Genomic DNA, 12,654 nt, shown 5'->3' on the forward strand with positions numbered 1-12,654 from the left:
CTGATTGATGTCATTCTTTATAGCTTATTTCCCATCTATTTTTGAACTTAAAATTCCTAACTTTTAATGATTAAAACAGATATACTTATTATTGGTGCCGGACCAACGGGATTGTTTGCTGTGTTTGAAGCAGGATTGCTAAAACTGAAATGTCATCTTATCGATGCCTTGCCACAGCCTGGCGGTCAATGTTCTGAAATTTATCCCAAAAAACCCATTTACGATATTCCAGCCTATCCTGAAATATTAGCGGGCGACCTAACCGATAAATTGTTAGAACAATGTAAGCAATTTCAACCTGGATTTACCTTAGGCGAACGCGCAGAAACTATTGAAAAACAAGACGACGGAACCTTTATTGTTACCACAAATAAAGGCACACTACACCAAGCGCCTGTGGTGGCGATTGCCGGCGGATTGGGCAGTTTTGAGCCTAGAAAACCACTCATTAATAACATTGCTTATTACGAAGATAAAGGTGTTGAGTACTTTATTAAAGATCCAGAAGTTTACAGAAATAAACGTGTGGTTATTGCTGGTGGTGGTGATTCGGCTCTCGACTGGAGTATTTTTTTAGCCAATATTGCATCGGAAATAACCTTAATTCACCGAAGAAATGAATTTAGAGGTGCTTTAGATTCTGTTGAAAAGGTACAAGATTTAAAAAATCGCGGTAAAATTAATTTAATCACACCAGCTGAGGTAATCAACGTTATTGGTCATACCAAATTAGACGCCGTTGTTGTGTCGCAAGCGCAGCATATTGAAAAAGAATTTGAAATAGAGTGCGATCATTTTATACCACTTTTTGGCTTGTCTCCAAAGTTAGGTCCTATCGCCAATTGGGGATTAGAAATTGAAAAAAATGCGATAAAAGTTAATAACGCACTAGATTATCAAACCAATATACCTGGAATTTTTGCCATTGGCGACGTCAATACGTATCCCGGAAAATTAAAATTGATACTGTGTGGTTTTCACGAAGCGACTTTAATGTGTCAAGCGGCCTATCAAATTATCAATCCTGGTAAAAAATATGTATTAAAATATACTACAGTAAGCGGTGTTGATGGTTTCGATGGCACCCGAAAGGAAGCGCCAAAAGCCGTTGTAAAATCGATTGACTAGTGGTGAAGTCTACTATGTAATAACTAAATATATTAAAGAATAACGCGATTGGAAAACGATATCACAGTTAAAATTACCGATAGAGAAGGCATTGTTCATGAAGTTACAGCGCCAACCGATATGGCCATGAACTTAATGGAAGTCATTAAAATGTACGAGCTCGCTCCAGAAGGTACCATTGGTATTTGTGGTGGAATGGCTATGTGCGCCAGTTGCCAATGCTATGTAGATAGCGCTATTGTACTACCTGAAATGCAAGACGAAGAGGAAGCTATGCTTTCTGAAGCTTTTTACGTGAAAGAAAACAGTCGATTGAGTTGTCAAATTCCAATAACCGCGGATTTAGATGGTCTAGAAGTGGAATTAGCACCTGAAAGCTAATCTAAAATTTCAATCGCAAACGGTAAAATTCGCTCCACAAACTTACTGTAAGCCAATTCTGAAGGATGTAAATTATCCGAAGCCACTAGTGCGGGATTTTCCAAACCTTGTTGGGTAATATCTGTAATATACACATAAGTAATATCGTTGGCTTCACAGAAATTTTGCGCATATTGGTTGTATTGGTTTAATTGGGCAGTAATAGTTGGCTGATTATTCTGTCCGAAAGGAGTAAAACCATAATCGGGAATTGAAATTACAATCACTCTCGATTTTTCATATTGAGCATAACTAATAGCCTTATTGACCAAGGTAATGAATTCGGTTTCGTAAAGTTCAAAAGGCTTGCCTTGGAATTGATTGTTAACACCAATAAGTAAGGTCACCAAACTGTAATCGTTTGAAGGTGGTTGTGCTGCTAAAGCACTCAATAAATTAGTGGTTGTCCATCCAGTAGTTGCAATGACTTGCACCTCAAACCTATCCTCCGAATTGAATTTTGGTATTAAACTATCTTTTAACTGCTCTGGAAAACGACAAGTTTCGCAAACGCTTTGTCCGATAGTGTAGCTATCGCCTAATGATAAAATTTTAAAATCCTTTGGTTGGATGTCATCATCAATTTCATCTTCGATACCATTTTGAACTTGATCCGCAAACGTTTCACTGTTTTTCGTACAGTTAACTAATAAAAAAAGTAAAAGTGAAAATCCAAACAGTTGTTTTAAATACCTCAAAATTTAATCGGGTTTTTCATGAAAAAAGTGATTTATTTAAACGCGTTTAATCCAGTTATATCCAATCCAGTAATAAGTAAATGGATGTCGTGTGTGCCCTCGTAGGTAATCACGCTTTCAAGGTTCATAGAATGACGCATAATACTATATTCACCAGTAATACCCATACCACCTAAAATTTGCCTGGCCTCACGGGCTATGTTAATGGCCATATCCACATTGTTGCGTTTGGCCATTGAAATTTGTGCCGTAGTAGCGCGATCGTCATTTTTGAGTTGACCCAATCGCAAAGCCAATAACTGCGCCTTGGTGATTTCGGTAATCATTTCAGCTAATTTTTTTTGTTGTAACTGAAATTGCCCAATAGGTTTACCAAATTGAATTCTTTCTTTACTGTATCGCAACGCTGTGTCGTAGCAGTCCATGGCAGCACCAATAGCGCCCCAAGCAATGCCATATCGCGCAGAATCTAAACAACCGAGCGGCGCACCTAAACCAGATTTGTTGGGTAATAAGTTTTCTTTTGGAACTTTTACATTATCAAAAATTAATTCGCCAGTAGCAGAAGCTCTTAAGGACCATTTGTTATGAGTTTCAGGTGTTGAAAAACCTTCCATACCGCGTTCTACAATAAGTCCGTGAATTCGGCCACTTTCATCTTTTGCCCATACCACCGCTACATTGCAAAACGGCGCATTAGAAATCCACATTTTGGCGCCGTTTAAAAGGTAATAGTCGCCCATATCTTTAAAGTTGGTCGCCATGCCACCGGGATTACTACCATGGTCAGGTTCAGTTAAACCAAAAGAGCCCATCCATTCGCCACTCGCTAGTTTTGGAAGGAATTTTTGTCGCTGTGCCTCGTTGCCATATTTCCAGATAGGATACATCACTAACGACGATTGCACCGAAGCTGTACTGCGGACACCCGAGTCGCCACGCTCGATTTCCTGCATAATTAAACCATAAGAAATCTGGTCTAAGCCTGCACCGCCATATTCTACTGGAATGTAAGGACCAAAGGCGCCGATTTCGGCCAAGCCGTTAATGATTTGCTTCGGGAATTCTGCTTTTTGAGCATATTCCTCTATAATAGGTGACACATCGCGTTTTACCCAATCGCGGGCTGCTTCGCGCACCAATTTGTGCTCTTCAGAAAGTAAATCGTCTATATTGTAATAATCTGGTGCTTCGAATAAATCTGGTTTCATTTTTAATTGCTAAAAAATTATAATGCAAAATTAACGAAAACGTTTGCAAGGGACAATGATATCTTTTAATTTAAATAGCGATATTTATTTCGAAGGGTTCAAACTTCAAACTACATCTTCAAATAAAAATCTTTTGTAAGATTCATATACGCATCGGTGTACTGATGTCTGCCAGTCTCAATAATCAATTCCTCAAAATTTGATGGGATATTTTCAAAACCAAATGAAATTAGGCTTCTGACAATTTTCGAAGTTGTGTTGCCTTTAACTCTTAAAATTTCATGGGCAAATAAACCAAAGGATTTAGCTAAGTCACTAAAATGTATTTCTTCTTGATAAGGAATCACCACAGCAAATCGCCCATTATTCGACAATAATTTGGAAACGCTTTCTAACAAATGTTTAAAAGGCATGGCGTCTTGAAAACGCGCAAGGTCTCTCCGCTTGTCATCAGTTTTGTATTGATCTAAGTAAAAAGGAGGATTACAAACAATTAAATCATATGTCTCTTCTATTTCTTCAGTAAACTCCTCAAGCGAGGCGTGATAACAGAACAAACGTTCGCTCCACGTAGAATTTTCAAAATTTTCAACACATTGTTCGTGGGCATCTTCATCAATTTCAATTGCATCAAAGGTCACGGCGTTGCAGCGTTGGGCCAACATTAAACTCAACACACCAGTGCCAGCACCTATATCTAAAAAAGAAAGTGGTTGGTGCTCAATTGGTGCCCAAGCACCTAACAAAAGAGCGTCGGTGCCAATTTTCATGGCGCAACGGTCTTGGTTAATTGTGAATTGTTTAAATTGAAAGAGCTTTTGCATCTGAATAAGGGCCCTTCCCTTCGGGAAGGATTTAGGATGGGATTTTAGTCTAAGTAAAGGTCAATCAACCCATCAGGCGTATCCACTGTGATAATTTGTTTCTTTTTATCTACTTTTTTAATAAAAGCATCATTCATAGGAATTAAAATTTCAACCCCATTTCTGTCGATTTCAAAAAGTGCTTGCGCAGTGGTGTCATTGATAGATTTTACAATTCCAACGGTTCCAAATTTTACATCTGCCACCGTAAATCCAATAATTTCATGAAAGTAAAATTTGTCGTCCGCTAACTTAGGCAAAAAGCTAAGCGGTAAATAGATATCGGATTTAATAAGTGAATCCGCATCGGCTTCTGAATTGACATCTTCAAATTTAACACGTAATAATTCCGATTTGTGCAATTGTGAACTTTCAACAAAAAAGGGTACCAACGAACCGCGTAAATCAATAAGCATAGAATCTAAAGATTCGTATAATTCGGGTTGGTCTGTATCTAATTTAATGAGCAATTCGCCTTTAAAACTGTATTTTTTTACAATTTTACCGAGGTAAAAACAATCTTCTTTTTTCATGAAAATTAAAGGTTATGATTTCCGTTTTCAAGTAATTAAGTTTAAGCGTGACTACAAATTTGTTAAATTTTAAATCTAAATAATTTCCTAGAGTTTTGCATCATCAATTTGTTTTGCTCGTGCCCCAATTTATCTCTCCTTCGGAGAGGTCAGAACTGCCTTTTTTGGCAGTTCTGGGCGAGGTGTAATAAAAAACCCAGACACACAGGTCTGGGTTCAAAAGTATAAAAACTAATTTTTATTCTTCGGTTTTAGGAGCTTCAGTTTCTTCGGCTTCTGGGCTAGCTTCAGCAACTACTTCTTCAGCGGCTGTTTCATCAGCAACGGATTCTAAAGTGACCTCAGGTGAAGCTTCTGCAACTTCTTCAACAGCTTCTTCAACTACAGGTGCAGCGGCAGCAATTCTTGCTTTGTTAACTGCTTTTTCAGCTTCTAGAGCTTTGGCTCTTGCTTCAGAATCAGCTTTAGAAAGACCTTCAGTTTTTGATTGAATTTTGGCAGTTTTTTCTTCTAACCAAGCGTTGAATTTTGCTTCAGCTTGTGCTTCTGTTAAAGCACCTTTTTTAATACCGCCATCAAGGTGGTGTTTTAATAAAGCTCCTTTGTAAGATAAAATAGCCCTTGCAGTATCGGTTGGTTGTGCACCATTGTGCAACCATTTTACAGCACCATCAACATCTAATTCAACTGTTGCAGGATTTGTGTTTGGATTGTAAACTCCTAATTTTTCTAGGTATTTACCATCTCTTTTTGATCTTGCATCGGCTGCAACAATCCAGTAAAAAGGTTTCCCTTTTTTACCATGTCTTTGTAATCTAATTTTTACAGGCATAATGATTAATTAAATGAGGTACTCGACCTCTGTTATTAATAAGGCCGCAAAGGTACTAATTTTTTTATTATCAACATTTAAACTCATAAAATTATTTTGAGGTGCTGAAACATAAGATTTGCTATAAATAATAACGTTTTATCGTAAATTGGCATCTTTTTTCTTGTTGCTATTTTTGGAATATTTATATTTGAACTCATTTTACTCAATTGGAATCATGAAAAATCTATTTAGTTTTACGTTTATTGCACTGTTATTGTTTAGTTGTAACGACCAAATTGAATTTAATTCACCAGCGGTACAAGGCAACAAAGATGGGAGTTTGTGGCGCGCAGAGTTTTATGCTGCTGATATTGATTTTGGTGGTTTTTTAGTAGAAGGTGGCATTAACTTAGAGCGTGTTCAATTAGTCACAGTAACCGATACTCGTGGGACCTTTCCGCTAGGAGGCGATGCGCCAAATCGAGCCTTATTTAAAAATTCTCAGGGAGTAGTGTATTCTACAGCAAATAATCCAGATGAAAGCTTATCGCTGTATCCAGCAATTGGTGAAATTATTGTTGAAGATATTTCTAACACTACGCCTAAAACCATGTCAGGTACATTTTGGTTTTATGCCTACACTTCCGACGGATTAAATACGGTTAATTTTAGTCAGGGTGTCTTTCATGAAATACCATTAATTGGTGGGTTGGAAGAGTTTCCGAATGATTAGAAGTTCTAACGATATTTTTTATTCTCCAAAATATTTTTCACAACTTCGCTGTACTTGTAAGAGTGCGTCTTTATCTAGTTTATAGATCCTAATTGTTTATAACTATTGTGAAATTTTATCTTAATTCTATGTAATTTTATGAACTTACATAGATACAAACACAATCTATTTCCACTTAAGTTATGTACTTAATTTTTGATACCGAAACTACTGGATTACCAAAACGTTGGGATGCACCAATAAGCGACACCGACAATTGGCCTAGATGCATTCAAATTGCTTGGCAATTACACGATGCTATGGGGAATTGCCTCGAGCATCAAGACTTTTTAATTAAGCCCGATGGTTTTAATATTCCTTATGACGCGGAGAAGATCCATGGGATTTCTACCGAATTAGCTCAGCGTAAAGGGATTGACTTAACTAAAGCCTTAGAGAAGTTTAAGGAGGTACTTAATAAAACCAAATTTATAGTTGGTCAAAATGTTGGCTTCGATGTGAATATTATGGGTGCTGAATTTCACCGATTATCCATTCAAAATAAACTTCAAGATTTACCTGTTTTAGATACTTGTACAGAAAATACTGCAAGTTTGTGTGAAATCCCCGGCGGTCGTTATGGTAAATTTAAACTGCCAACACTAACCGAATTACACGAGTTTCTTTTCAACAAACCTTTTTCTGAGGCTCATAATGCCACGGCTGATGTTGAGGCTACAACACGTTGCTTTTTTGAACTGATTCGTCGTGAGGAATTTACTGCGGAACAACTAGATGTGCCAAGAGATTATTTTCAGAATTTTCAAAACCACAATCCTCAGGAAATACAATTAATTGGCTTAAAGCATATCAATCTTAAAAAGGAAAGTGAAAAGCTAAAAAAGCAATTAAAATCACTTGAAGATGCACCTGAAATTTCTAAGCAAGACTTAGCACAAAACATAAAAAATCTCGAGGAAGTGCCTTTTGCACATCTTCACAACCATTCTCAGTTTTCTATATTACAATCTACGATTGCCATTAAGGATTTAGTGGCTGCCACGGCTAAACATAATATGCCAGCGGTTGCGCTCACAGATCACGGCAATATGATGGGTGCGTTTCATTTTATGCGCGAAGTTGGTAATTATAATCGGTCGGCTAAAGCTAAAATGGAGGTAGCCCAAGAAAAAAGAGAACCTTTAGAAATTAAAGAAATTAAACCAATTTTAGGATGTGAGTTTTTTGTGTGTGAAAACATGCACGATAAAAACCGAAAAGATAATGGTTACCAAATTGTGTTACTCGCAAAAAATAAAAACGGTTACCATAATCTGGCAAAACTTTCATCTTTAGCTTATACTGAAGGCTTTTATTACGTACCAAGAATTGATAAAAAGCTGATTGAAAAATACAAAACAGACTTAATAGTTTTAACAGGAAATCTCTATGGAGAAGTGCCTGGGAAAATTTTAAACCTTGGCGAAAATCAAGCGGAAGAAGCTTTACTTTGGTGGAAAGAAACTTTTGGCGACGATTTATATGTAGAAATCATGCGTCACAATCAGGAAGATGAAAATCGCGTCAATCCTGTTTTAATTAGTCTTGCACAAAAGCATCAAATAAAATTAATCGCCACCAATAACACCTATTATATAGACCAAGAAAACGCAAATGCGCACGATATTTTACTATGTGTTAAAGATGCTGAAAAGCAATCTACACCTATTGGTCGCGGACGTGGTTATCGCTATGGTTTGCCAAATCAGGAGTATTATTTTAAGTCGGCAGACGAAATGAAGGCGCTTTTTAAGGATATACCTGAGGCAATTTTTAACATTCAAGAAGTCATAGATAAGGTTGAAGCTTTTGAACTAGCGCGCGAAGTCTTACTTCCAAAATTTGATATTCCTGAAGAATTTAAGTCGGATGAAGACCTAGTGGATAGTGGTAAAAGAGGTGAAAATGCTTATTTGCGTCACCTAACTTATCAGGGTGCTGGAAAACGTTATGGCGACTTAACAGATGAATTAAAAGAGCGTATCGATTTTGAGTTAACGGTAATTGAGAATACTGGTTATCCAGGTTATTTTTTAATTGTTGAAGATTTTATCAGAGAAGCTAGAAAAATGGATGTTTCGGTTGGTCCAGGTCGTGGCTCTGCCGCTGGATCAGTGGTAGCGTATTGTTTGTGGATTACCAATATAGATCCTATAAAATACGATTTACTATTTGAGCGGTTTTTAAATCCAGACCGCGTGAGCATGCCCGACATCGATATTGATTTTGATGATGAAGGCCGCGGCCGTGTGATGGATTATGTAATAAAAAAATATGGCGCCAGCCAAGTAGCGCAAATAATTACTTATGGCACTATGGCTGCCAAATCTTCTATTAGAGATACCGCCCGTGTTTTAGATTTACCGTTAAATGATGCTGACAGAATTGCCAAGTTAATACCAACCATGTCTAAACTGGCTAAAATATTCCAATTAGACGAAAAGCAACTCAATAAATCTTTCAAAGGCGAAGATTTAGAAAATGTCAACCAATTATTAAACATTTCAGAAGGTGAAGATTTAGAAGCTGAAACCATAAATCAAGCGCGCGTACTTGAAGGGTCAGTAAGAAATACAGGTATTCATGCATGTGGCGTGATTATAACTCCTAGCGACATTACCAATTATGTGCCGGTTGCCACCGCCAAAGATTCAGATTTATACGTTACGCAGTTTGACAACTCAGTAGTTGAAAGTGCGGGGTTGTTAAAAATGGATTTTTTAGGATTAAAAACCTTGACGCTCATTAAGGATACAGTCAAAATCGTAAAGGCAAGACATAATATTTCTTTAGATCCGGATGCCTTTCCACTTGACGACGAAAAGACTTATCAATTATTCCAAAAAGGCGAAACAGTTGGTGTTTTTCAGTATGAATCTGCAGGTATGCAAAAACATATGAAGGATTTAAAACCAACCGTATTTGATGATCTAATCGCTATGAATGCGCTGTATAGACCAGGTCCTATGGATTACATTCCGAGTTTTATTGCTCGAAAGCACGGCCGTGAAGAAATCGTTTACGATTTGCCTGATATGGAAGAATACCTTAAGGAAACTTATGGCATTACCGTCTATCAAGAGCAAGTGATGCTTCTATCGCAAAAGCTTGCCAGTTTCACCAAAGGTGAAGCCGATGTATTGCGTAAAGCCATGGGCAAGAAAATATTTGCCTTACTTCAAAAATTAAAACCTCAGTTTTTGGATGGCGGCGAACGCAATGGGCATCCAAGAGAAGTTTTAGAAAAAATATGGAAAGATTGGGAAGCCTTTGCAAGTTATGCTTTTAATAAATCGCATTCAACTTGTTATGCCTACATCGCTTATCAAACAGCATATTTAAAAGCGCATTATCCTGCCGAGTATATGGCAGCTGTATTGTCAAATAATATGAGCGATATTAAGTCGGTTACTTTCTTTATGGAAGAATGTAAACGCATGAAATTAAATGTACTTGGACCTGATGTAAATGAGAGTTATTATAAATTTTCTGTAAATAAGGACAATGCTGTTCGTTTTGGAATGGGGGCTATTAAAGGCGTTGGTTATGGAGCCGTTCAAACCATTGTTGAAAACCGAAAAAATGACGGACCTTATAAGTCTATTTTCGACCTCGCTAAACGTATCGACTTACGTGCAGCCAATAAAAAAGCTTTTGAAGGCTTGGCCAATGCGGGCGGCTTTGACTGTTTTACCAATACCCATCGGGCACAATATTTTGACCATGATGGTGACGGTATTACCTTTCTTGAAAAAGCAGTTAAGTACGGTAGTAAACACCAAGAAAATGAAAATTCGGCTCAAGTAAGTTTGTTTGGCGATGCCAGCGATGTTCAAATTCCCGAACCTCAAGTGCCTCCTTGCGACGAATGGGGAACTATGGAAAAATTAAAGCGCGAAAGAGAAGTAGTAGGTATTTATATTTCTGGTCATCCTTTAGATGATTTCAGAATAGAAATGGAAACCTTTTGCAATGCTAAGTTGTATATGCTTGGTAAGCTAGAGTTTTTTATAAATAAAGAATTAACTTTTGGAGGTGTGGTGAGCTCTGTTCAACATAGGGTTTCCAAACAAGGTAAAGGTTGGGCTTCTTTCACTATTGAAGATTATACCAATAATTTTGAATTTAGAATTTTCGGGGAAGAATATTTAAAGTTTCGTCATTTTCTAGTGCCAAATTCTTTTGTATATGTGCGTGCTTTTGTAAAGGAAGGTTGGGAGAATAAAGATACGGGCGGTAAGGGAGAACCGAGAATTCAGTTTAATAATTTTCAGTTATTACATGACGTGATGGATAACTATGCCAAAAAATTATCGGTTCACTTTCATATAGATGAAGTGTCTGCGCAGCGAATTCACGCGCTAGAATCCTTATTTAAATTGCATAATGGTAATCAAGCGTTAAACTTTGTAGTTACCGATGAATCTGAAAAAATAAGAATGAATTTACCAAGCAGAAAATTAAAAGTAAAAATTTCTCAAGAGTTGCTTTATGAACTAGATAGTGAATCAGTATCGTATAAATTAAATTGAAAAACCAGAAATTTCACAATTTCAGATTCATTATAAACCCAATATTTAAAGGGTTCATTAAACTATAATCTATCATTAAATTTAACAAAGGAGTTTCTATAAATAAGATGCAACAATATGATCATAAACAAAACTAATGCCTACTGTGTAAGGTTTGGAATTTTTTTTGACTAAATTTGTATTACTGAATTATAAATTATATAAAGCGAAATAATATGGCATTAGAAATAACAGATGCAACTTTTGAAGAAACCGTTCTTAAAAGTAATAAACCTGTGATGGTTGACTTTTGGGCTGCTTGGTGCGGACCATGTAGAATGGTTGGTCCAATCATAGATGAAATAAGCAAAGAATTTGACGGGAAAGCTATTGTAGGAAAAGTAGACGTAGATGCGAATCAAGAATTTGCTGCCAAATACGGGGTACGAAATATTCCAACAGTATTGGTTTTTCAAAATGGTGAAGTTGTAGGTCGTCAAGTGGGTGTATCACCAAAAGAAGCTTATGCAAATGCATTAAATGAACTTTTGTAGTTACAAACTTCAAAAGAAATGATAAAAGGTTTGCTGAAATAGCAAACCTTTTTTAGTTTAGAGCAAATTATATTGAATCATGAATCTTCAACAAGAGCTTAATACGATTGGCGGCTTTAAAAACTTAGAACTTTTGGCCAAACAAGTTGTTGAAGGTTTTATCGCTGGTATGCATAAAAGTCCGTTTCATGGATTTTCTGCTGAATTCGCTGAGCATAAAATATACAATCAAGGAGAAAGTACGCGCCATATAGATTGGAAACTTTACGCCAAAACCGACAAGCTTTTTACCAAACGGTACGATGATGAAACCAATCTGCGTTGCCATATAATTATGGATAATAGCAGCTCGATGCACTATCCTGAAATAAAATCATTTTCAATTGAAAAGCTTAATAAAATTGGATTTTCAGCATTAGCTTCCGCAGCTTTAATGAATTTGTTGAAAAAACAACGCGATGCTGTGGGATTGAGTGTTTATAGTGACAGATACGAATACTATGCGCCAGAAAAAGGAAGTGAACGGCACCATCAAATGCTGTTAAAAACCTTGGAAGATGTGGTTAAAAACAAGCCAAAAACCACAACGACGGACACCTATACATTTCTGCATCAGATAGCCGAAAAAATGCATCGTCGCTCTTTAGTGTTTTTGTTTACCGATATGTTACAAACCCTGAATGATGATGATAAACTATTTGAAGCATTGCGTCATTTAAAACATAACAAGCATGAAGTTGTTTTGTTTCATGTGATGGATAAGCAAAAAGAGTTCGATTTTGATTTCAGCAACAGTCCGAAGCGATTCATAGATGTAGAAACAGGCGACTTTATAAATTTATATGCAGATAATGTTAAGGAAATTTATACAAAAGCCATTTCAGGTTATTTCAAAACCATCCAAATGAAATGTTTACAATACCGAATAAAATATGTTGAAGCCGACATTAATAAAGGGTTCAACGATTTGCTCACAACCTATTTAATAGAACGTCATAGGTTTGTTTAATACCACGGAGAATTTTATAAAAAAATGTTTGTGTTATCAAAAAAGGCATGTATATTTGCATCCGCATTGCCAAGCAGGTCTTGGTAGCAACGGTCTGGTAGTTCAGTTGGTTAGAATGTCGCCCTGTCACGGCGAAGGTCG

Annotated in this window: 11 protein-coding genes; 6 read left to right on the plus strand and 5 right to left on the minus strand. The window is 36.8% G+C overall.

Going from position 1 to position 12,654, the window contains the following annotated elements; all coding sequences use genetic code 11:
- Positions 1-66 precede the first annotated feature (66 nt).
- Both V7Z48_RS07620 and V7Z48_RS07625 read left to right on the plus strand, forming a co-directional pair.
- The gene (locus V7Z48_RS07620; RefSeq protein WP_334112809.1) at positions 67-1,128 is read left to right on the plus strand and encodes an NAD(P)/FAD-dependent oxidoreductase; all 1,062 of its coding nucleotides are present in this window, start codon (positions 67-69) and stop codon (positions 1,126-1,128) included.
- Between the two features lie 48 nt (positions 1,129-1,176).
- A complete protein-coding gene (locus V7Z48_RS07625; RefSeq protein WP_334112810.1) occupies positions 1,177-1,509 on the plus strand; it encodes a 2Fe-2S iron-sulfur cluster-binding protein in 333 nt (110 codons plus the stop codon).
- On the opposite strand, the gene V7Z48_RS07630 is transcribed toward V7Z48_RS07625, so the two are convergent.
- The 5 genes from V7Z48_RS07630 to V7Z48_RS07650 all read right to left on the minus strand — a co-directional run bounded on the left by V7Z48_RS07630 (position 1,506) and on the right by V7Z48_RS07650 (position 5,685).
- The gene (locus V7Z48_RS07630) at positions 1,506-2,246 is read right to left on the minus strand and encodes an SGNH/GDSL hydrolase family protein (protein WP_334112811.1); all 741 of its coding nucleotides are present in this window, start codon (positions 2,244-2,246) and stop codon (positions 1,506-1,508) included. The genes V7Z48_RS07625 and V7Z48_RS07630 overlap by 4 nt on opposite strands.
- A gap of 32 nt (positions 2,247-2,278) precedes the next feature.
- Positions 2,279-3,457, minus strand: a complete 1,179-nt coding sequence (locus V7Z48_RS07635; RefSeq protein ID WP_334112812.1) for an acyl-CoA dehydrogenase family protein — start codon at positions 3,455-3,457, stop codon at positions 2,279-2,281.
- A gap of 110 nt (positions 3,458-3,567) precedes the next feature.
- The gene (locus V7Z48_RS07640) at positions 3,568-4,281 is read right to left on the minus strand and encodes a tRNA1(Val) (adenine(37)-N6)-methyltransferase (protein ID WP_334112813.1); all 714 of its coding nucleotides are present in this window, start codon (positions 4,279-4,281) and stop codon (positions 3,568-3,570) included.
- A 44-nt stretch (positions 4,282-4,325) separates the two neighbouring features.
- Complete coding sequence (gene rimM / locus V7Z48_RS07645; RefSeq protein ID WP_334112814.1) at positions 4,326-4,853, minus strand: ribosome maturation factor RimM; 528 nt, start codon at positions 4,851-4,853, stop codon at positions 4,326-4,328.
- Positions 4,854-5,091: 238 nt separating this feature from the next.
- Positions 5,092-5,685: a 30S ribosomal protein S16 gene (locus V7Z48_RS07650; protein WP_334112815.1), complete on the minus strand. Its 594-nt coding sequence runs from the start codon at positions 5,683-5,685 to the stop codon at positions 5,092-5,094.
- 217 nt (positions 5,686-5,902) lie between these two features.
- Between V7Z48_RS07650 and V7Z48_RS07655 the strand changes: the two genes are divergently transcribed.
- From V7Z48_RS07655 to V7Z48_RS07670, 4 genes are all read left to right on the plus strand, one after another.
- Positions 5,903-6,400, plus strand: a complete 498-nt coding sequence (locus tag V7Z48_RS07655; protein WP_334112816.1) for a DUF6252 family protein — start codon at positions 5,903-5,905, stop codon at positions 6,398-6,400.
- Between the two features lie 182 nt (positions 6,401-6,582).
- Positions 6,583-10,971, plus strand: a complete 4,389-nt coding sequence (gene dnaE, locus V7Z48_RS07660; RefSeq protein ID WP_334112817.1) for a DNA polymerase III subunit alpha — start codon at positions 6,583-6,585, stop codon at positions 10,969-10,971.
- Positions 10,972-11,186: 215 nt separating this feature from the next.
- Positions 11,187-11,504 carry a thioredoxin gene (trxA, locus tag V7Z48_RS07665; protein WP_334112818.1) on the plus strand — a complete coding sequence of 106 codons (318 nt, stop codon included), beginning with the start codon at positions 11,187-11,189 and terminating at the stop codon, positions 11,502-11,504.
- A 79-nt stretch (positions 11,505-11,583) separates the two neighbouring features.
- Positions 11,584-12,513, plus strand: coding sequence for a DUF58 domain-containing protein (locus tag V7Z48_RS07670; RefSeq protein ID WP_334112819.1), 930 nt, complete (start codon positions 11,584-11,586; stop codon positions 12,511-12,513).
- Positions 12,514-12,654: the final 141 nt, after the last annotated feature.

Source organism: Paucihalobacter sp. (genome assembly GCF_036825875.1).
GTDB lineage: Bacteria > Bacteroidota > Bacteroidia > Flavobacteriales > Flavobacteriaceae > Paucihalobacter.

Bases quoted from the DNA above. Each gene is read 5' to 3' on its own strand.
- V7Z48_RS07620 (WP_334112809.1), top strand. From the start codon at position 67: ATGATTAAAACAGATATACTTATTATTGGTGCCGGACCAACGGGATTG.
- V7Z48_RS07635 (WP_334112812.1), bottom strand. From the start codon at position 3,457: ATGAAACCAGATTTATTCGAAGCACCAGATTATTACAATATAGACGAT.
- V7Z48_RS07640 (WP_334112813.1), bottom strand. From the start codon at position 4,281: ATGCAAAAGCTCTTTCAATTTAAACAATTCACAATTAACCAAGACCGT.
- rimM (WP_334112814.1), bottom strand. From the start codon at position 4,853: ATGAAAAAAGAAGATTGTTTTTACCTCGGTAAAATTGTAAAAAAATAC.
- V7Z48_RS07650 (WP_334112815.1), bottom strand. From the start codon at position 5,685: ATGCCTGTAAAAATTAGATTACAAAGACATGGTAAAAAAGGGAAACCT.
- V7Z48_RS07655 (WP_334112816.1), top strand. From the start codon at position 5,903: ATGAAAAATCTATTTAGTTTTACGTTTATTGCACTGTTATTGTTTAGT.
- dnaE (WP_334112817.1), top strand. From the start codon at position 6,583: ATGTACTTAATTTTTGATACCGAAACTACTGGATTACCAAAACGTTGG.
- trxA (WP_334112818.1), top strand. From the start codon at position 11,187: ATGGCATTAGAAATAACAGATGCAACTTTTGAAGAAACCGTTCTTAAA.
- V7Z48_RS07670 (WP_334112819.1), top strand. From the start codon at position 11,584: ATGAATCTTCAACAAGAGCTTAATACGATTGGCGGCTTTAAAAACTTA.